Raw genomic sequence first — 20916 nt, 5'->3', positions numbered from 1 at the left:
ATGTCAAAATCATGAGGTACCAGCCGGGAAAATACTTAATAGCATGAATGATTAATGCTGTTAATGAAAAGATCAAGTATTCTTTCAGCTCAAACCAGTTTCCCCTCAATCATCCAAAGAAGTTCACGAGCCATGACCCGGCAAAAACCAGTATGATAATCGCCAGGCTTAAGCCAATGACAAAGCGAGTGCGGAAGGTGGAGAGTAACATCAGCGTGCTTTTGAAATCCAGCATCGGGCCGAGCACAAGGAAGGAAATCAGCGGACCCAAAGCAAAGGTATGTGAGAAGGCTGACGCAACAAAAGCATCTGAGGTAGAACATAAGGATAGAACATAAGCAAAACCCATCATAAATACATACGACGCAATCGGGCCGTTTCCTAGCGCTATCAGATCACTGCGACTCACGAACGTCTGAATGCAGGCTGTAATCAACGCACCAATCACCAAATATTTGCTCATATCGACGAACTCTTCACCTGCGTGGATGAAAAAGCTGCGCCAGTCCTTCTTATGAGAGTGATGATGATCATAGGAGTCTCCGTGCGAGTGAGCATGAGTATGTGTATGAGAATGAGGTAAGGAAGCCATTTTGAACCCAGGGTGCGTCTTTACTTCGGTTACGACTGCTTTGGGTGTGCGCAGAGGATTACGTTTTACGAACACATATACAAGCCCGCCAACAACAGCCGCTACAGCAAACGCCTGGCCCATACGAGCGATGGTGATCTCTGGATGATTAGGAAATGCCAGTAGAGTTGCTGTAAACACAATTGGATTGACGACAGGTCCACTTAAAATAAACGTCACCGCAATGTAAGCAGGCATGCCTTTATGCATAAGCCGCCGTACAACCGGAATCATTCCGCATTCGCAGATGGGAAAAATAATACCGAGCAGACCCGCCACAAGCACGCCACCAACGGGATGTTTGGGGGTGAGTCTTCGCACCATCTCTTCCGATACGAACCATTGCATCAGGGAGGAAAGGAAAACACCCATCAGCAGGAAAGGGGCGGCTTCCAGAAAAATGCTGACAAATACCGTTTTTATATTTTGCAACGCTTCACTATTCCAGACCTTATTGAGATCCGGGGCAAACGCAATAATAACCGGAACCAGAAAGGCACAGGGAACAAGGAAGGTGAGAAGTTTCAAACTAGCTGCGATTCTCATGAAAAGACCTCCGTTACTAGAACTTTGCTAGAATATATGCTTGTACTTGCCGTAACATACATCGATACACTCAGTTAATAAGTTATTTTACGATTAAAAAGTTCGTCCACAGACATGCAGTTGACAAGCTAAGGTGTGGTAAGGTATAGTTCTCCATATATTTAATAGTAATAATTACGATTAAATATATAATTCATATAAGTACTCCATCATAAGTACATCACCCCTTATCCCTTTTTTCCTTCTGAACATCCCGAAAGCTTCGATGGATCACTTAATTAACGATAAGAAGTGGAGGAACCAATAATGTCAGTATCAGAAAAGCAACAACAAACTCACAACCGAGTGCCAGTTACGGTTCTTAGCGGTTATCTTGGAGCTGGTAAGACTACATTGCTAAACCACGTGCTTCATAATCGGGAGGGTATGCGAGTCGCTGTCATTGTAAACGATCTGAGTGAAGTCAATATTGATGCGGGGTTGATTCGGGACGGAGGCGGTTTATCGCGGATTGATGAGAAGCTCGTGGAGATGTCAAACGGATGCATCTGCTGCACACTTCGTGAAGATTTGTTAAAAGAGGTGGAGCGGCTTGCGCTGGATGGGTCGTTCGACTACATATTGATTGAATCCACGGGCATTGGCGAACCGGTTCCTGTGGCTCAGACATTTACGTACATTGATGAGGAACTTGGCATTGATCTGACCCAATTCACTCGTCTAGACACAATGGTAACCGTTGTGGATGCTGCTCAGTTTTGGCGTGACTTCTATTCGAAAGAGACGCTTAAGGATCGCGGACAGGAAGCCGGAGAAGATGACATGCGGGGCATTGTACATTTGCTGACCGACCAGGTTGAATTTTGCGACGTACTGGTGCTGAACAAATGTGATCTGGTATCCGAAGAAGAGCTATCCAAGCTTGAAAAAGCACTGCACGCGATGCAGCCTGAGGCCAAGTTGGTTCGCACGACGCATGGACAGATTGATCCGAGAGAGATTTTAAATACCGGACGGTTTGATTTTGAAAAAGCAAGCCAGTCCGCGGGCTGGATCCGCGAATTAATGAAAGAGGAGCATACGCCTGAGACCGAAGAATACGGTATTCATTCGTTTGTGTATCACCGCAAACGTCCATTCCATCCCGAGCGCCTGCTGCGCTGGATTGCCAAGTGGCCGGACAGTATCGTTCGTTCCAAAGGTTTGATGTGGATGGCTACACGCAACCATATGGCCATTTCATTTAGCCATGCGGGTACTTCCAAACAGCTTGCACCCGCGGGAATATGGGTAGGGGCGATGAGTGAGGAAGAACGGCATCTTCATTTTGGCGACACACTTCCAGCTATTCCGGATTGGGATGAAGAGTGGGAGGACCGGGTAACCAAGCTGGTGTTTATCGGGATCGATATGGATCGTGCAGCCATTGAACGAACATTGGATGAGACATTACTTACAGATGAAGAGATGCAGATGAACTGGCGCGAGTTGAAAGACCCTTTTCCACAGTGGAGCTAAGAGAAGAAGTTGACAAAAGAATAGGCTTAGGCTAGTGTTATTAAATAGTAATTATTACGAATAGATAAAGGGAGGCAACATCATGAGAGTCATTGTAACTTTAGCCTGCACGGAGTGCGGAGATCGCAACTATACAACAACCAAGAACAAGCGTAACCATCCAGAACGTCTGGAAATGAAGAAGTATTCACCTCGTTTGAAGAAGATGACGATTCACCGGGAAACCCGCTAAAAAATTTGAATTTTTTAAATCGTAATATTTACGAAAATAGAAAGAGGTTACCCATGATCTTATCTTCCATGCGTGATGTCGTATTTGGATATGGTAAAGAACCTGTCATTGATCAGCTGTCGCTGGATATTCATGTGGGCGAATTTGTAGGCATCACGGGGCCAAATGGCTCTGCGAAGACAACGATGCTGAAACTGCTGATGGGGCTCTTGAAGCCCTGGAGCGGTTCGGTACATATGAATACACAACAGCTACGAGGCAAAAAGTTGGAGATCGGTTACGTACCTCAGCAAGTCGCCTCATTTAATAGTGGTTTTCCGAGCACGGTACTCGAACTGGTGCGATCCGGTTGTTACCACAAGTTAGGTCTTTTTCGGAGATTCACTTCGGACCAAGAAGCAATTGTTGAACGAAGCCTGCGTGAGGTCGGCATGTGGGAATACCGCCATGCACGCGTAGGAGAACTTTCGGGCGGCCAGAAGCAGCGAATCTGTATCGCACGAGCTCTGGCTGGACAGCCGCAAGTGCTTGTGCTGGATGAACCCACCACCGGTATGGATCGGCGAAGCAGAGAAGGGTTCTATGACTTGACGCGTCACTACGCAGATGTTCATGGTCTCACCATCATCATGGTAACTCACGGTCTCGAAGAAGTCGGTAACCGGCTCGATCGAACGATCACCTTGGAGCGACAAGAAAGTGAGGAATGGCAGTGTTTGAGTACGAATTCATGCAACGTGCTTTCTGGGCTGGGGGACTAATCGGAATCATTGCACCCATTCTGGGTGTATATCTGATGCTTAGACGGCAGGTACTGATGGCTGATACACTTTCTCACGTTTCACTGGCAGGGGTTGCCCTGGGTTCGGTTATGAACCTGAATCCGGTTCTAAGCGGCTTCGCTGTTGCAATCATTGGTGCTCTGCTGGTTGAACAGCTACGGCGAAGCTATCGGACCTACAGTGAGGTGCCGGTTGCAATCATTATGACATCTGGTCTCGCTTTGGCTGTTGTATTAATGAGTCTGAAAATGAATCTTTCCAAAACCTTCAGTTCTTATCTGTTTGGTTCCATTGTCGCGGTGAGTAACATTCAGCTGTGGATGATGGCAGCGGTATGTTTGATTGGATTGACCTTTTTTTTCGTTTTGCGAAGACCGTTGTACAATTTGACTTTTGATGAAGAGACGGCTTCCATTGGAGGCGTACAGGTGAAAGGTTTATCATTTGCCTTTGCGGTACTAACCGGAATGACCGTAGCAGCTGCGATGCCGATTGTCGGTGTACTGCTTGTATCTGCACTTATCGTATTGCCGGCAGCATTAGCTTTGAGGGTTGCACGCAGTTTTGCCGCAGCTATTGTTATTGCTGTCATTACAGGTCTGACGGGTATTTTCAGTGGTCTGACCGCCTCCTACGAGTGGAATACACCGCCGGGAGGAACGATTGCACTCATCCTGTTATTTTTCCTGTTGACTGGAATATCAGCCCAAAAGCTGGTTTCACTATACAATCGTAAACGTCATCGCGATATTAAGCAGCGGACAGCAACATTATATATTCATTCAAAAGGCAACACATAAAGATGAAATGGGGAATTCAGACGATGAAATTGGGTAAAACTTCAGCACTGGGACTTATCTTCAGTTTGGCACTTGTTGCAACAGGCTGCGGTCAAAAAACAACAACCTCTAATCCGGAGCAAGCTGCGGCAGCGAGCACTCCAGCGGCTTCGGAGCAAAAATTAAATGTAGAGGTCAGCTTTTATCCGATGTATGATTTTACGAAAAATGTAGCGGGCGATCTGGCTGATGTACATACGCTTATTCCGCCAGCCATGGAGCCCCATGATTGGGAACCAACGCCTCAGGACATCGCGAGCATTGAAAAAGCAGATGTTCTCGTCTACAACGGGGCAGGCATGGAGTCTTGGATGGATCAGGTCAAAGATAGCCTAAGCAATAGCAAACTTGTACAGGTGGAAGCCAGTCAAGGGATTACGCTCCACGAGGGTGTGGAAGAAGAAGCACATGACCACGATCATGCGGACAAAGCAACAACCACTGAAGAGCATGATCACGGGGATGATGCTAATGCGAAGGAAGGTCACGACCATGACGCTGCAACAGGCGAAGGGCATGACCATGACCACGGTGGACTTGATCCTCACGTGTGGTTGTCACCGGCGCTCGCTATAAAGGAAGTACGTAACATTGAAGCTGGACTTGCCAAAGCGGCCCCTCAGCATGCAGACCAGTTCAAGCAAAACGCCGATGCATATATTGCCAAGCTGGAAGCACTGGATGAGGACTTCAAAGCGGCTGTAAAGGACAGCAAACGTAAGGACTTTATTACACAGCACGCGGCTTTTGCATATATGGCAGAGGAGTATGGTTTGCAGCAGGTTCCGATTGCCGGGTTGTCTCCTGAACAGGAACCATCCGCAGCTCAGATGGCATCTGTCATTGATTTTGCCAAGGAACACAAGGTAAAAACGATCTTTTTCGAAACACTCGTTTCATCCAAAGTATCCGAGACTATTGCACAAGAAATTGGAGCCAAAACAGCCGTGTTAAATCCCATCGAAGGTCTAACCGAGGATGAGGTTAAGGCAGGCAAGGACTACATTAGTGTGATGAGAGAGAATCTGGAAGCGCTGAAGCTGGCATTGAACGAATAGGAAGTTTAATGAGCATTTGATGCTTTTCACCGAAAAAGGTACAATATAACAACATGCTGAGGAATGAACGTGACCTATTCCTTTGCCTTTTGCGAAGCAGAGAGCACAGTGATGTGCTCTCTTTCGTTTGAGACGATCGGATATGCAGACCGGGAGGAACATGATGAACGTACATGAAGAATTTGAGGAACAGGAAGTGCTGCTCAGTGAACAGCCTGTCCATCTGTGGAGAAGACGGAAACAGGAACTGCTGCACTGGACCGAACGGGACAAACGAACCGTGTTACCCAAACGGACGGTGATGTGGAACGGGGTAGAGGTCGATACAGAGCTGGTTCGAACATTGAGCCTGCTCCAGGAAGCGGGGGTACAGACCGAGTTTTCGTGTGCCGGGGTTAGTCCGCTGGATGAACCTGTCGATCATTCACTATATGCGTATGTGACGCTTATCCACAGCAAAGCCGCCGAACAGTTTGTGAACGATGCCATTGTGCGGATGCGAAATCGACTTCTGGTTACTTTTGAGAAAGGGCGGGGGCGATATGATCTATCTTCTTTTTTCATTGGACATAATCGCAGCTTCTGCTGGTGGATGGAGCGGTGCGCGCTTGATTTCAAAAGACGAAACGAAGCAGGGAAGCCTGACGTACTATAATGAATAGGCTCGCTAGTTGAAGGCAAGGAGGTCTGAACAGATTGAACAAATGGCTCAAAACGATCCTTTTTCTAATGGCCTCTGTATTTCTGACCCGATTTATCCCGTTCTCGTCCTTGTTCCGTAATCTGGATACAATGATACATGAATTCGCTCATGCGCTGATGACACTGGTTTTGTCCGGCAAAGTGCTGCGCATTGAATTATACGCGGATCATAGCGGTGTTACGTATTCGTCTATGCTGACATCGGGGAGAGCGATATTTGTTTCGCTGGCAGGATACATTGGTGCATCGCTTTTTGCATGGCTGCTCTTTTACTTGTACCGGAAAGGTAGACATATGTGGGGGCTGGGGTTGATGACGGCTGTGGCACTTGTGTCGCTGTTGTTATATGTCAGAGGTGAATTCGGTATGTTGTGGTTAACCGGTTTTATCGCGTTGAATGTAGTTATTATGATTTTTGGTGTAAAAATCGCCAAGTACTACTACCTGTTGCTGGCCTTTATTACGCTCGAAGAGTCTGTCGTTAGTGCGATGTATATCGGTTGGGCATCCTGGACCCGTCCTTCTCAGGCTGGAGATGCGGCCAATCTGGCGCAACAGACACTCATGCCAGCGCTATTCTGGGGTACGCTGTTTGCACTGTTTGCACTATGGTGTGCAAAGGGAGCACTTGCACTCTTTTTCCGTAAAGAAGGTACGGCTAGTCCCTCGAAGTCGAAATCCCGTGGATTACACAGAGCATAAGAACGCGGCCTAAATAAGGCATGAACGATCAACAAAGAGCACTTCCTTTTTGCGTAGAGGAGGTGCTTTTTAATTTTTTCTGTTAGTCTGCAATGATTTGTACCTCTAATGAGCTACGTTTAGCTTCTTTCCAGTTAGTCTCCGAGGTTATCCCATAACGCATAAAAATAATAAATTTCCTCCATAATCGCTTGATCATCCTTCGCCGCGATACCACCCTTGATGCGTGCAAGTGCGCCCAGAATATCATAGATACTTTCACGCTCCACACTGAATTGAATGCGGTTGACGATCCGATGCCAAGCTTGCATGGCGTACTCCACTTGAGCTTTGGCTTGTGTCCACTGCTGATGCTGAACCTGCTTCTCCAGAAGTTGGATAGATTCCAGTAAGCGATCTTGCGTGCCAAAAGGTTTTTTGAGCCAAGGGCCGCTAATCATGATCGCGATGAACAGCAAAAGCATGATAATAGGTATGGTATAGAGCAGCCATTTATGCTTTTTCATTTCCGAACCTCCTGGGACAAGTTTGGTCAGATTGTGTTTTTACGAGTTCAGATCAATTCGGATTCATTCAGAATCAGTTACGTTTTTTTTCCTCATCTGTGCTGGTCTTGTCTGATAACCGATCTTTATACAAATCGATATATAACTTGTCATTCGGTAAAATGGCAGCAAATGCGATGTCCTGAATCGTCAGATTTTGCTTTTTCAATTGCTCGGTTAACCAGCGGCTGTCCTTATTCCGTTCCGCCAGTTTTTCTTTCATTAATGCACCGTCGATAATAAGCTCGGTCATGAGTTTCTGAGGTGGTGGATGCATGTGCATATCCTTTGCGGTTACGGGCTGATTCTCCGGTTTCAACGCAATGGACAAAGTACCATCCGGTTCTAAAATGCCATAATCAACCGTGGTCAGGTCGAATACATCCTTTTGCCGCAGCATCATCGTGAGTTCGTTGAACTTCACGCGCATTTGATTCAGATTTTGCTCCAGAATTTTACCATTCTGAATGACCAGCGTGGGATCGGAGTCCGTAATTTGGGAGAAGGCTCGGCTTTTCAGTGTAATGTATTGAAAGATGATGGTGATCAAGGTGAAGATGGTTAACGCTACAAAATGAATCCACGCTTTGGACGACAAATCTGTGGCAAACGTACCGGCAATGGAGCCAATCGTAATGCCGTTAATATAATCAAAATAGGTCAGGTTGCCCATTTGTTGTTTTCCCAGTACCCTCGTATAGACAATTAAGGTTAGAAAAGCAATAATCGCTCGCACAGCAACGACCGTAGTTTCCTCCATCATATATGCATCACCACCCTTTACACCCACAATCCTTGCCCACAACGATGCAATTTATTCCTTATCACCTGAGGGGCAAAATAAACGTCAAAAAAACCGAAGCCCGTGATTACTTCACGAGGTTCGGTTTGATTGTGTCTGTTTCAGACAATCGATGTGTCCAAAAAGAAGGCTACACACCCGAATAGGCCATGAATCCGCCGTCTACAGGGACAACAATACCTGTTACAAAGCCGGACTGTTGTTCATCTGCCAGCCACATTAACGTACCGAGCAGATCCTCCGGTTTACCAAAACGACGCATTGGGGTATGCGCAATAATTTTGCTGGAACGCTCCGTAGGTGAGCCGTCGGGCTGCAAGAGCAAGTTGCGGTTCTGCTCGGTCAGGAAGAAGCCTGGTGCAATCGCATTGACTCGAATCCCCGACTCTGCCAGATGCACAGCAAGCCATTGTGTAAAATTGTTAATAGCCGCCTTGGCAGCACTGTACGCAGGCACTTTGGTCATGGGAGATGGAGCACTCATGGACGATATATTGATGACTGTAGCCGGTACATCGCGCTCAATCATGTGTTTGGCAAAAATTTGAGTAGGGATGAGAGAACCCACAAAATTGAGATCCATCACCTGGCGAAACCCTGCAACACTTACGTCAAAAAAAGTGGTCACATCAGGATTGCCCAAATCCTCCGGTTTGAAAATTTCATTTGTTGTATTGGCACTGGCGTTATTACCACCAGCACCATTAATCAGGATGTCACAAGGGCCGAGTTGTTCTCGTACGATATCCGCTGCCGCCTGTACACTTTCTGCCTGGGTGACATCACATGCAACGGCAATGGCACGGCCGCCCGCTTTTTCAATTGCCGATGCGACTTCCTCACCTTTGGCTACTGTCCGGTTGAGGATGGCAATCTTGGCGCCGTGTCTTGCAAGTTCTTCAGCCATGGAGCGGCATAGTACACCTGCTCCTCCGGTAATCACGGCTGTTTTGCCTTCAAGGCGAGAAGTTCGATCCAGTTTCAGGTTCGAATTGTGTTCGCTCATGCGTTTGCCCTCCTTTGCAGTGAATCCCAGACACCCCAGAGATACATAATTCCGAGTGCGCGATCATACAGCCCGTAGCCTGGTCTGCATTTTTCACCCCACAGATGTCGACCGTGGTCCGGTCTGGCATATCCTTCAAAACCAATATCGTGATAGGCTTCTACAACACCCGCGATATCTACGCTTCCGTCCTGACTGCGGTGAGAGGTTTCGATAAAGTCACCGTTCTCATAGACCTTCACATTCCGGATGTGAGCAAACGGAATCCGATCACTGAACTCATGAATCATCCCAATAATATCATTGTCTGGATTGGCACCGAGAGATCCGCTGCACAGCGTTACACTATTCGCCGGACTGTCATATAGGTTCAGGTATCTGCGAACATTGTCCTGATTGATTATAATTTTAGGCAGACCAAAGATGGGCCATGGTGGATCATCGGGATGAATCGCCATTCGAATGCCAAGCCGCTCAGCGGCAGGAATGATCTCTTGCAGGAAGTAACGTGCATTTTCCCACATATCTTCCTCGGTCACATCTTTATAGGCTTCAAACAAACCTGTCAAATACTGCAGTCGTTCAGGTTCCCAGCCCGGCATTGTGAGGGTGGAGTTTTCATTGATTTTGCGAACCAGTTCCATTGGTTCAATGTTTTCAATTTTGCTAGCTTCATAGAAGAGGGCTGTTGATCCGTCTTCCATTTCTTTATACAGATCCGTACGCAACCAGTCGAAGATCGGCATAAAATTATAACAGATTACTTTGACACCCACTTGGGCAAGTTTCTCCATAGTTTTAATATAATTACTAATATATTTATCCCGTGAAGGTAGTCCAAGCTTGATATCTTCATGAATATTAACACTTTCTACGACATCCAGATGCAGCCCGGCTTGGTCCGCAGCTGTCTTGACAGCGAGTATTTTGTCCATCGGCCATTCTTCGCCTGCAGGAACATCATGTAGTGCCCATACAATGCCTTCGACGCCGGGAATTTGCCGGATCTGATCCAGCGATACCGTATCATTGCCTTCACCAAACCAGCGAAAAACCATCTTCATCTCATTCACCTCATCCTCATTAGTGGAAGAAACAGCATACATTACGATGGGAAAGCAGAAATTCTTTACTTATTGAAAATAGGAAGGATATGTACTCCGCAGAACAGCCAGATCCGTCACTGGCAAATGTAGATGTTCCTGCATCAGACGTTCTGCTTTCTCTGCATCGTGCTGCTGAATCGCCTGAACCATGGATCGGTGCTGCTCTATTAAGTGATCCCAATGATGATCGGAAGACAGACGGAGCATCCGGCTTCGATTCAAATGCACATTCATCTGCTGAATCACCGTCCAGGTGTTGCTTTTGTTACAGCCAGCAAAAAGAGTACTATGGAACTCCTCATCCAGTTGAAACATTCGTTCATCATCCGGTTCGCTCAGACATTGCTGCTGCTCTGTAAGATTTTGTTCAAGGGCCAACATCTGCTCTTCTGGAAATTGTGCACAAGCTAGACGGATGACAGCACGCTCAAGCTGCTCGCGCATAAATCGGGCTTCTTCAACGAGATTCAGTTGAATCAGAGAGACATACGTTCCACGCTGGGGATACACTTCCAGCAGACCTTCCTGAGCGAGTCGGACAAAACTTTCGCGCACAGGTGTCCGGCTAACCTGAAAGTCCAAGGCGATTTCTTTCTCCGAAATGGCCGTACCCGGAGGCAATTGCAGACTCAAAATCTGTTGTTTCAGCGTGTCATAAACCAAATCTCGCGTCGAGTAGGATTGCTTGTTCAACGCTGAGAGGTGGCCTGACAAGGGCGACAAACTGCTTCTGGATGATAATCTGGGGGTATGTTCCACAACTTCAACTCCTTCATTGCCATACTACCATACAAGCATGGTGGAGTGGAAGCGTTTTATTTATAAAGAATTATATGTTCTGAGCTATTTTGCTTGAGATTTGAGATCTAAGGAAGTACAATTCCTTATATAGGTTTAAATGTTTAAACGAATATAATAAAAATGATTAAATGCCTAAACCAGTCGAATGACAACAGAGTATAACCAATGATAATAGAGGTGCAATAATGAGCCAGAAAGCAATCTCCATTTTCCAAACATGTATCCCGCTGTTTCAAGTTCTGAGTGACAACCATCGTCAATCCATTTTGCTCATGCTGAGCGAGAAAGGCCATATGACAGTGAATGAAATTACGGAACATTCCAGCCTGTCCCGTCCAGCCATATCCCATCATTTGAAGTTGCTCCTGGAAAAAGGGCTCATATCCGTGGAACAGAAGGGAACACAACGTTATTATTCAGCTTCGCTGCATGCTTCCGTCGATCTGCTGAAACAGCTTGTCGCTGCGCTTGAAGAGGAATGCCTTTAAAATAAGTGACTGATGCTAATGCCATGCGAGAAAGCTTTATTATGAGAATGCGCATGTAAGAAATGCAGACGCAAAGTAGCGGCTTAAGGTGGTTCTGTTGAAAATATCTACAGCTGCAATGATGAGTAGTAGTAAGGAAAGAGTTAGCATGCCAAGGCATGTATCCTATATGTTCGTCAGTTTAAACCTTTGATCAATAAATCATTCAAAACGAAGGAGGATGACTGTTATGACTACGTTTCAGGAATTGACCCATGAGGATGTACACGTGATCCTGGAGAAGCAACGTACATTTTTTCGTTCAGGTGCTACGCGCCAGGCTGGTGTGCGAATAGAACGGCTGAGCCGACTCAAACAGGCTATTCAGAAATATGAAACCGAGCTAACACAGGCATTGTATCAAGATTTGGGCAAAAGCGAATTTGAATCCTATACGACAGAGATTGGATTTATGCTCGACAGCATCACACACACGATGCGTAAAATCAAAAAGTGGGCGAAGCCTGTTAAGGTTAGAACTCAAGTGGCGCTTCTTGGCTCCAAAAGTTATGTCTTGCCTGAGCCGTATGGTGCGGTACTCATCATTGGGCCGTTCAATTATCCTTTTCAGCTCCTTATTGAACCTCTGGTTGGCGCGATTGCCGCAGGCAATACGGCGGTGCTTAAAGCCTCCGAGAACACACCGGCTGTATCAGCTGTTGTGAAGAAATTGATTGGTGAAGTATTTGAGCCAGAATATGTGCAAGTGGTTGAAGGGGCCAAAGACACAACAACAGCGCTTATCCATTCTTCGTTCGACTATATCTTTTTTACAGGCAGTGTACCTGTTGGGAAGATCGTGATGGAGGCCGCAGCGAAAAACCTTGTTCCGGTCACGCTCGAACTAGGCGGAAAAAGTCCTGTTATCGTGGATGAGCAGGCGGACATTCAAGTGGCGGCTGAGCGAATTATTTGGGGCAAATTGCTTAACACGGGACAGACCTGTATCGCCCCGGATTACCTGCTCGTACATGAGCGTGTAAAACAGCCTTTAATTGATGCAATGAAAGCCGCGATTGTAACCTTCTTTGGGACAGACATTCAGCACAATAAGGACTACGGGCGCATCGTGAACAAGTCACACTTTAAACGTTTGACTGCTCTGATTGAACGAGATCGGGATCAGGTCATCTTTGGAGGGACTTCCGATGAAGAGGATCGCTTTATTGAACCGACCTTAATTGATGCGGAATCGTGGAATGCAGCCACGATGGAGGACGAGATCTTTGGGCCGATTTTGCCGATTATCAGTTATGGTCATTTAGATGAAGCTATTAGCGAAATTGTTAAACGACCAAAGCCGTTAGCCTTGTACCTGTTCACATCCAACCCAGCTGTTCAGGATAAAGTGTTAACTGAGGTTTCTTTTGGCGGGGGATGTATTAACGATACGATTACACATGTGGCCAATCCACGTCTGCCGTTTGGAGGAGTAGGTCATTCTGGTATTGGCTCGTACCATGGACGGTACAGCTTCGAGACCTTTTCGCACATGAAAAGTATTTTGAAAAAGAGCACCAAGCTCAATCCGCATATGCTGTATCCGCCATACAATAACAAATTGAATTTGATCAAACGTTTGCTGAAATAAACGAGTTGTAACATATACAGCCAATGAAAACAGCCTGTTGCTGGACATTACTCCAGAGCAGGCTGTTCCTGTCTATATTGTGAAGGGGACTTCCCCGACCACCGTTTGAATTGACGGCTAAAATGGGCGATATCCTTATACCCAAGCATCACTGCGATGTTTTGTACAGAGAGCTGCGGATTACCTAATAGAACTTTGGCCTCATGCAGCACCATTTGAGATAAAACGGTACGAGGAGACTGCCCAAATACTTGTTTGAACACACGATTGCAATGCGAAGTACTGATGCCGAGTTCTGCGGCGATATCATCGATGCCATAGTGGCTGTCGGGTTCATCGCCTTGTTTGAATTGCTGGCTCATTAGTCCTTGTAGCCGAGTACGGATCTGATGCGCCAGTTCAATCCGCTCGTACCCACCCGCAAACGTCTGGGCTGCTTCCTGAGACACGGTCTCCCAGAGATGCCCAAACAGCTCAAATACGGCGGATTGCAGTTGCATACGCTGTACCATAGCGCTGGCGGATTGATCGTGGGCAGAAGACATCAGTTTGTGCAGCACCGGTTCAATCTGCTGGGTAACCGGGCTGTCTGCACTGAATAATAATTGCTTGATTCGAGCCAGAAGGGAGAGAAACAGCTGATCATCGATATCAAAATGCATACAGAAATAGGTGAAGCCTTCTCCGTTTCGGCTCTGACTGGAATGGATGCTACCTGGAGGGATCAGCAGCAGCTCGCCAGCGTTTTGTACATATAAAGTACCGTTTATGGTCATATACTGCACACCCTCTGTTACATAATTGAGCTCATATTGAGGATGCTCGTGCGCCGGATAGTCCCAATCGGGTCCGACATTGCGCAGATGAATGGCGAACAAGTTAACAGTGGTTTGTACATCTGGGTAAAACACTTCATGCACACATTCTCCCAGATCGGGAGGTAAATACGTGGAAGACATTTGAATTCCTCCTTATGTTGGGTCATGTTATGCTATGCTATGCTATGAACATATTTAAAACGAATTCATTAAAATTTTAAAATTGTAACCGCTTTATATTTTATCATACATCGGCTTGATTTGGGTAAATATTCGATTGATTTGTTCATGGTCTGGACGGGTACTGCGTGATAGGATGGGCTAATGAAAACGTATGCAGATCTTATTCCGAGAGAGGTTATAGAGAATGAGTACATCCAATTCCATTTTTTACAATGCGCATCACGCACCAATTGGTGCATTTGCCAGTTTCACGCTAGGTTACAAAGGGGCTAAAGGGGGGCTGGGGCTTGAACTTGGGAAGCCGGCTGACCAAAACGTATATATTGGATTACAAGCTCGTGATGGAGAGCACTATCAGGCATTGCCTTTTTATGAAGCAAGTGAAGATGAGAGCAGCCGTTATGATGTGGAGAAGCTGGAAAGCGGAAGTCAAGCTGACAGTGCAGAGGCAAAGCCGCTGATCTCGGCGTTTCGGGATGAAGACATTACTCGGGAGTTCACTTCAGGCACGGATACATGGAATGCAGGGGATCTGGAATTTCGTATCTATTCGCCTGTACGTCCCGTTCCGCATCCGAAAAGTGCAGAGCGTGAAGCGCTAATGGATGCGCTCGTACCAGCAGTGTTGGTCGAGATGACAATTGACAACAGCCAAGGCGAGAAGACCCGTAAAGGTTACTTCGGTTATCAAGGCAGTGATCCGTATTCTGCAATGCGTTTGATTGGTGGACCAGAGGGAGGATCATTGACAGGGGTTGGACAAGGTCGTCTGACAGCTATTGTATCCAAAAATGAAGGTCTGTGGCCTGCACGCGGATTTACGCTGGAGAAGATATTAGGGGAAAAACATCGGGACAATCTGGCATTTGGCTTAGGGTCTACATCTGTATTGCTGATGGAAGTTCCGGCAGGTCAGAAACGCACGTTCCAATTCGCGGTATGTTTCTATCGGGGCGGAATTGTAACTACCGGTATGGACACCACATATTGGTACACACGTTACTTTGCTGACATTTTGGAAGCGGGTCAGTATGCGTTGAATCGTTTTGATGCATTGACTGCATCCTGTGCTGAAGTCGATCAGCGTCTTGGAACGGCAGCGCTGAGCGAAGATCAGTCCTATATGCTTGCCCATTCCATCCACAGCTATTACGCCAGCACGCAATTGCTTGATGCGGATGGAGAGCCGCTCTGGATTGTGAATGAAGGGGAATATCGGATGATGAATACGCTGGATCTGACCGCAGACCAACTGTACTTCGAGCTTGCTCTTAATCCATGGACTGTTCGTAATGAGCTGGAGTGGTTTGTGAAGCGTTATAGCTATACGGATCAGGTGCGCTTCCCTGGAGAAGAGACACTGCATCCAGGCGGAATTACGTTTACACATGATATTGGTATTGCCAATGTATTTTCCCGTCCGGGTCATTCGGCATATGAACTCGTCGGCATCGATGACTGTTTCTCTCAGATGAGCCATGAAGAGCTTGTGAACTGGCTTTGTTGCGCAACGGTATATATTGAGCAGACGCAAGATCGGGAGTTTGTGACAGAGATGTTGCCGGTTATTCAGGAATGCTTCCAAAGCATGCTTAACCGTGACCATCCTGAAGAAGCTCAACGTAATGGCTTAATGGGGCTGGATAGCAGCCGTACACAAGGCGGGGCAGAGATTACCACGTACGATAGTTTGGACGTATCCCTTGGACAATCACGGAACAATATCTATCTTGCGGGTAAATGCTGGGCTGTCTACGTTGCACTCGAAAAATTGTTTGCAGGCGAGAAGCTGGCAGAGCTGTCTCATCAGGCAGGAAAACAAGCAGATCGCTGCGCGGCAAGCATCGCTGCTCAATTGACTGATAGAGGTTACATCCCGGCGGTTATTGCGGAAAATAACGATTCGCGTATCATTCCGGCTATTGAAGGCTTGGTATTCCCGTACTTTACAGGTTGTGAAGCGGCACTGGATGTTAACGGCCGGTTCGGACCTTATATCAAGGCACTGCACACACATCTAAAAACGGTGTTAGTTCCCGGAACATGCCTGTTTGAAGATGGCGGCTGGAAGCTGTCGTCGACAAGCAACAACTCCTGGTTGAGCAAAATCTACCTGTCCCAATTTATCACACGTGAAATTTTGGGTGTGGAGTGGGATGAGTCTGGGAAAGCAGCGGATGCAGCTCATGTGAAATGGTTGCTTCATCCGAAAGAATCCTACTGGTGCTGGAGTGACCAGATCTTATCCGGTGTTGCCGTCGGCAGCAAATATTACCCACGTGGCGTAACTTCTATTCTGTGGTTACTTGAAGGCAAAAATAATCATCTTGCACAGATCTATGCAAGCAAGGAGGCTGTACAATGAGTCAAACTACTGTTCAATCTGGACTGTCCGGCCCGCAATATGAAGCATGGCTAAGTTATCATGCTGAACTGCCAGGAGCGAAAGGAGCTGCGAGAACGGCAGCTCCTCTCTGGAGTCGGCTAATTGATGTACAGGAACAGCATCTCGTCATCGACACCGCTCTTAGCGAGCTCAAGCAAGGGCTTGGTAAGTTATATGGGGAACAGCCTGTAATTCATCATTCTCAGTCTCAAAGCACGGACTCAGGCGAACAACGTAAACCTTCAATCCGATTGGGCACCTGGGCAGGGAACAATCAGGTGGCTAGTGCGTTCACGGAGACGGAACGTGCTGCTGTACAGGGTGAAGGTTTTATCATTCGTGAAGATGATTCTCTCCAAGAACTGGTTATTGGTTCAGAGACGCCGCAAGGTGTTTTATACGCTGTTTTTCATTTGTTGCGTGAACTGACATTAAAGCAAGGTAAATCAGAAGAAGCCGGTTCGGCTCTTGACGGGGAGAAGCCTTTATTTATTACAGAGCAACCCGTGAATCAACTGCGCATGATTAATCAGTGGGATAATGTGGACGGCAGTATTGAGCGGGGATATGCCGGGCGTTCTATTTTTTACGAAAACGGTGAGTTCACACAGGATTTAGGGCGGATTCGAGACTACGCCCGATTACTGGCTTCAACCGGAATCAATGCGATATCGATTAATAACGTGAATGTGCATAAGCAAGAGAGTCTTTTTCTGACAGAGCGATACCTTGGTGATGTTGCGAAGGTAGCGGCTGAATTCAGAGCGTATGGTATTCGCTTGTTTCTTTGTGCCAATTACGCCAGTCCAATCGAAGTTGGTGGCTTACAGACCGCTGATCCACTAGATCAACAAGTGCGTGAGTGGTGGAACATTCAAACGGCGAAGGTGTACGCTGCAATTCCGGATTTTGGTGGATATCTGATCAAGGCGGATTCTGAAAATCGTCCGGGGCCGTTCACATACAATCGCGACCATGCAGACGGTGCGAACATGCTTGCCGAGGCACTTCGTCCGTTTGGCGGACTTGTCATCTGGCGGTGCTTCGTATACAACTGCAAGCAGGACTGGCGGGATCGTACTACAGATCGGGCTCGCGCGGCTTATGATCACTTTAAACCGCTAGACGGACGGTTTGCGGACAATGTCATTTTGCAGATTAAGAATGGACCTATGGATTTTCAGGTTAGAGAAGCAGTATCCCCTTTATTCGGGGCGATGGAGAATACGAATCAAGTGATCGAGTTCCAGATTACGCAAGAATATACAGGACAACAGCGTCATCTGGCTTATCTTGTGCCACAGTGGAAGGAAATTCTGGATTTTGACACGTATGCTAAGGGCAAAGGCTCAGAGATCAAGCGCATTGCAGACGGTTCGCTCTATCAGCGCCAGTACAGTGGATTTGCGGCTGTATCCAACATCGGTGCGGATGCAAGTTGGACAGGACATCCGCTGGCTCAAGCGAATTTGTACGGATATGGCAGACTGGGGTGGAATCCTGAGCTCTCGGCAGAAGCCATCGCAGATGAATGGGTGAGATTAACGTTTGGACATGATGAGCAAGTGGTGGAGCGGATTACGGGCATGTTGCTGTCTTCACTCGACATTTATGAAAATTATACTGCACCTCTCGGTGTAGGCTGGATGGTAAATCCAGATCATCATTACGGTCCTAATGTGGATGGTTACGAGTATTCCAAATGGGGAACGTATCACTTTGCCGACTGTCATGGAATTGGGGTCGATCGGACGGTGAAGAGTGGTACAGGTTATACTTCCCAATATCATGCTGAAAATGCAACTCGATATGAATCACTGGAGACTTGTCCCGATGAGTTAATTCTCTTTTTCCATCACGTCCCGTACACGCATGTGTTACATTCCGGTAAAACGGTTATCCAGCACATCTACGATACTCATTTCGAAGGTGCTGCGCAGGCTGAAGCTTTACTCGAAACATGGAGAGAACTGGAAGTTAAAGTGGATACAGTCATCTTTGACAAGGTAGCTGCGCTGCAAGAGGAACAGGCAGATCACGCGAAGGAATGGCGCGATATGATTAACACTTATTTTTATCGCAAGAGCGGAATTCAGGATGAGCAGGCACGAAAAATCTACTAATGGATCATGTACGAAGTACGCAACGTTTTCTTTGAAACGAGAGACAGCACTGACATGCATAAAGGAGGAGAATGCGTATGAGTCAACACGAACTGCCCGTAACGATGAGGGCTGCCGTCATGACAAAGCCTGGACATATTATCATTGAGGATCAGCCTGTTCCCAGACCCACAGCCCATGAAGTGCTTATTAAGGTAATGGCCGTAGGCGTTTGTGGATCTGATGTGCACTATTTCGAGCATGGTCGTATTGGCAGATTTGTTGTGGAAAAACCGATTATTCTTGGCCATGAATGTGCAGGGGTTATCGTTGCGGTTGGTGCAGACGTTACCCGGGTGAAGGTTGGGGAGCGAGTTGCCATTGAACCTGGAGTGACGTGCGGCCGCTGTTCAGCTTGTAAGGAAGGACGTTACAATCTGTGTCCTGAAGTTCAATTCCTGGCAACCCCTCCGGTGGATGGAGCATTTGTGCAGTACATGGTCATGCGAGAAGATATGGTATTTCCAATCCCGGATCACCTAACCTTTGAGGAAGCAGCCATGAATGAACCGTTTTCCGTTGGTATTCATGCGGCTCGCCGGAGCAAACTGGCTCCAGGAACGACACTGGCTATTATGGGCATGGGACCCGTCGGACTGATGGCTGTTGCGGCAGCGAAATCTTTCGGAGTTCAGACCATAATCGTCACGGATTTAGAGGAAGTCCGGCTCGAGGCCGCACGCCGGATGGGAGCAACGCACACGATCAATGTGCGTCATGAGGATGCGCTTGCTGTGATTCGGGAAATTACCGAGGGTATCGGGGTGGATACAGCCTGGGAGACGGCAGGTAATCCCAAAGCACTACAATCGGCGCTCTATTCTCTTCGCAGAGGTGGTAAACTGGCCATTGTTGGATTGCCTGCACAGGATGAGATTGCAATCAATGTACCGTTTATCGCCGATAATGAAGTAGATATCTATGGCATATTCCGTTATGCGAATACGTATCCTGCGGGCGTCGCCTTTTTAAGTTCAGGACAGCATGATGTGATGTCTTTGATCACGGATCGATATGCCCTTGAAGAGACACAACAGGCAATGGAGCGGGCACTGCATAATAAAAGCGGTAGTCTTAAAGTGATGGTTTACCCGAACGGTATGTAATAAGAATGGACATGAGGTTCTGTACACATATGTGTACGGGACCTTTTTCTAATTGTAAGCAGAGTAACCGTGATTTTTTTGTTTTCTCCGCATAAAAGGCATGGACAACCTGCCAGCACATGGTATAATTCATGTTGATTTTAATATATAAATGAAAACACACGATTGCAGGTTACTCATATTTTGGCGAAAGGAATTGAAGTTGTGAGAACACATGAATTTATGATTCACGCGGATTTCCATCGGGATGAATTATTGTCGGTATCCTCTCAAGCGTCACGTTTTGCTTCGGACATATCATTGTCTTATACGGAGGCTGATCATGAACATCATGTAGATGTGAAGAGCCTTCTAGGCATGGCTTTACTTCCGCTTCGAAACGGCAGTATGGTTCGATTACAGACCAGAGGAAGGGATGAACTAGAGGCGCTCGAGTACATGTTGCATGTATTGGAAAAAGGCCCGGCGTAATGATAGATCAGATACCCAATCGCATGGATTATAATTTTTTTGTTTTTTCGTCAATTCTTGCTGGTACTTCGTACAAAAAAAGAGTATAATAAAATTTAGTTTGATTCTAGGGAGTACCCATATTAAAGGAGTGTAAATAGATTATGCCAAAAGTTGACATCCATCCTAAAACACAGCTCGTTATTTTCTACGATGCAAGTGCTGACTTCAAATTCCTGGCTTCTTCCACGAAGTTCTCGAACGAAACAATGGAATGGGAAGACGGTAACACTTACCCTGTTATCCGTGTAGATACTAGCTCTGCATCCCACCCGTTCTTCACTGGTAAACAAAGAAACGTGGATATCGGTGGACGTGTTGACAAGTTCAACCGCAAATACAACCTCAAAAACTAGTTCTCTT

At 46.8% G+C, this 20916-nt stretch carries 21 protein-coding genes; 14 read left to right on the top strand and 7 right to left on the bottom strand.

Annotated elements, in window-relative coordinates:
• Nucleotides 1-109: 109 nt before the first annotated feature.
• Nucleotides 110-1177 carry a permease gene (locus EC604_RS23615; RefSeq protein ID WP_123066479.1) on the bottom strand — a complete coding sequence of 356 codons (1068 nt, stop codon included), beginning with the start codon at nucleotides 1175-1177 and terminating at the stop codon, nucleotides 110-112.
• Between the two features lie 306 nt (nucleotides 1178-1483).
• Here EC604_RS23615 and EC604_RS23610 point away from each other — a divergent pair, with 306 nt between their 5' ends.
• From EC604_RS23610 to EC604_RS23580, 7 genes are all read left to right on the top strand, one after another.
• A complete protein-coding gene (locus EC604_RS23610; protein WP_123066478.1) occupies nucleotides 1484-2695 on the top strand; it encodes a GTP-binding protein in 1212 nt (403 codons plus the stop codon).
• A gap of 82 nt (nucleotides 2696-2777) precedes the next feature.
• On the top strand, nucleotides 2778-2927 hold the full coding sequence (rpmG, locus tag EC604_RS23605) for a 50S ribosomal protein L33 (RefSeq protein WP_036613813.1): 150 nt from the start codon (nucleotides 2778-2780) through the stop codon (nucleotides 2925-2927).
• A gap of 53 nt (nucleotides 2928-2980) precedes the next feature.
• The gene (locus EC604_RS23600; protein ID WP_123066477.1) at nucleotides 2981-3688 is read left to right on the top strand and encodes a metal ABC transporter ATP-binding protein; all 708 of its coding nucleotides are present in this window, start codon (nucleotides 2981-2983) and stop codon (nucleotides 3686-3688) included.
• Nucleotides 3634-4509, top strand: coding sequence for a metal ABC transporter permease (locus EC604_RS23595; protein WP_123066476.1), 876 nt, complete (start codon nucleotides 3634-3636; stop codon nucleotides 4507-4509). The genes EC604_RS23600 and EC604_RS23595 overlap by 55 nt, the downstream gene beginning before the upstream one ends.
• Before the next feature lie 23 nt (nucleotides 4510-4532).
• A complete protein-coding gene (locus tag EC604_RS23590; RefSeq protein WP_123066528.1) occupies nucleotides 4533-5606 on the top strand; it encodes a metal ABC transporter substrate-binding protein in 1074 nt (357 codons plus the stop codon).
• 163 nt (nucleotides 5607-5769) lie between these two features.
• Nucleotides 5770-6261: a hypothetical protein gene (locus tag EC604_RS23585; protein WP_123066475.1), complete on the top strand. Its 492-nt coding sequence runs from the start codon at nucleotides 5770-5772 to the stop codon at nucleotides 6259-6261.
• A 41-nt stretch (nucleotides 6262-6302) separates the two neighbouring features.
• Entirely contained in the window at nucleotides 6303-7010 is a 708-nt protein-coding gene (locus EC604_RS23580; RefSeq protein WP_123066474.1) for a M50 family metallopeptidase, read from the top strand.
• Nucleotides 7011-7144: 134 nt separating this feature from the next.
• On the opposite strand, the gene EC604_RS23575 is transcribed toward EC604_RS23580, so the two are convergent.
• The 5 genes from EC604_RS23575 to EC604_RS23555 form a co-directional block, all read right to left on the bottom strand.
• On the bottom strand, nucleotides 7145-7516 hold the full coding sequence (locus tag EC604_RS23575) for a DUF4363 family protein (RefSeq protein ID WP_123066473.1): 372 nt from the start codon (nucleotides 7514-7516) through the stop codon (nucleotides 7145-7147).
• A 73-nt stretch (nucleotides 7517-7589) separates the two neighbouring features.
• A complete protein-coding gene (locus tag EC604_RS23570; RefSeq protein ID WP_123066527.1) occupies nucleotides 7590-8318 on the bottom strand; it encodes a DUF421 domain-containing protein in 729 nt (242 codons plus the stop codon).
• A gap of 169 nt (nucleotides 8319-8487) precedes the next feature.
• Complete coding sequence (locus EC604_RS23565) at nucleotides 8488-9363, bottom strand: SDR family oxidoreductase (RefSeq protein WP_123066472.1); 876 nt, start codon at nucleotides 9361-9363, stop codon at nucleotides 8488-8490.
• Nucleotides 9360-10427: a mannonate dehydratase gene (gene uxuA / locus EC604_RS23560; RefSeq protein WP_123066471.1), complete on the bottom strand. Its 1068-nt coding sequence runs from the start codon at nucleotides 10425-10427 to the stop codon at nucleotides 9360-9362. The genes EC604_RS23565 and uxuA overlap by 4 nt, the downstream gene beginning before the upstream one ends.
• A gap of 69 nt (nucleotides 10428-10496) precedes the next feature.
• Nucleotides 10497-11162 carry a GntR family transcriptional regulator gene (locus EC604_RS23555; protein ID WP_240037143.1) on the bottom strand — a complete coding sequence of 222 codons (666 nt, stop codon included), beginning with the start codon at nucleotides 11160-11162 and terminating at the stop codon, nucleotides 10497-10499.
• A 293-nt stretch (nucleotides 11163-11455) separates the two neighbouring features.
• Between EC604_RS23555 and EC604_RS23550 the strand changes: the two genes are divergently transcribed.
• Together EC604_RS23550 and EC604_RS23545 are read left to right on the top strand one after the other, a co-directional pair.
• A complete protein-coding gene (locus tag EC604_RS23550) occupies nucleotides 11456-11758 on the top strand; it encodes an ArsR/SmtB family transcription factor (protein WP_123066469.1) in 303 nt (100 codons plus the stop codon).
• Nucleotides 11759-11987: 229 nt separating this feature from the next.
• Nucleotides 11988-13388, top strand: a complete 1401-nt coding sequence (locus EC604_RS23545; RefSeq protein ID WP_123066468.1) for an aldehyde dehydrogenase — start codon at nucleotides 11988-11990, stop codon at nucleotides 13386-13388.
• 47 nt (nucleotides 13389-13435) lie between these two features.
• On the opposite strand, the gene EC604_RS23540 is transcribed toward EC604_RS23545, so the two are convergent.
• Nucleotides 13436-14347: a helix-turn-helix domain-containing protein gene (locus EC604_RS23540; RefSeq protein ID WP_123066467.1), complete on the bottom strand. Its 912-nt coding sequence runs from the start codon at nucleotides 14345-14347 to the stop codon at nucleotides 13436-13438.
• A 226-nt stretch (nucleotides 14348-14573) separates the two neighbouring features.
• On the opposite strand from EC604_RS23540, the gene EC604_RS23535 reads away from it, so the two are divergent.
• The 5 genes from EC604_RS23535 to EC604_RS23515 all read left to right on the top strand — a co-directional run bounded on the left by EC604_RS23535 (nucleotide 14574) and on the right by EC604_RS23515 (nucleotide 20909).
• Nucleotides 14574-16754, top strand: coding sequence for a glycoside hydrolase family 52 protein (locus EC604_RS23535; RefSeq protein WP_123066466.1), 2181 nt, complete (start codon nucleotides 14574-14576; stop codon nucleotides 16752-16754).
• On the top strand, nucleotides 16751-18898 hold the full coding sequence (locus EC604_RS23530; protein WP_123066465.1) for an alpha-glucuronidase family glycosyl hydrolase: 2148 nt from the start codon (nucleotides 16751-16753) through the stop codon (nucleotides 18896-18898). Before EC604_RS23535 ends, EC604_RS23530 begins: the two co-directional genes overlap by 4 nt.
• Before the next feature lie 71 nt (nucleotides 18899-18969).
• Complete coding sequence (locus EC604_RS23525; protein ID WP_430538870.1) at nucleotides 18970-20043, top strand: NAD(P)-dependent alcohol dehydrogenase; 1074 nt, start codon at nucleotides 18970-18972, stop codon at nucleotides 20041-20043.
• Between the two features lie 204 nt (nucleotides 20044-20247).
• Nucleotides 20248-20514, top strand: a complete 267-nt coding sequence (locus EC604_RS23520) for an HPr family phosphocarrier protein (protein ID WP_240037141.1) — start codon at nucleotides 20248-20250, stop codon at nucleotides 20512-20514.
• 143 nt (nucleotides 20515-20657) lie between these two features.
• Nucleotides 20658-20909 carry a type B 50S ribosomal protein L31 gene (locus EC604_RS23515; protein WP_090916418.1) on the top strand — a complete coding sequence of 84 codons (252 nt, stop codon included), beginning with the start codon at nucleotides 20658-20660 and terminating at the stop codon, nucleotides 20907-20909.
• Nucleotides 20910-20916: the final 7 nt, after the last annotated feature.

The organism is Paenibacillus amylolyticus, from assembly GCF_003719335.1.
In the GTDB taxonomy this organism is placed as follows: domain Bacteria; phylum Bacillota; class Bacilli; order Paenibacillales; family Paenibacillaceae; genus Paenibacillus; species Paenibacillus amylolyticus_D.
Note: the sequence above shows the minus strand (reverse complement) of the source record. Positions and strands in the feature narration are given on the sequence as shown.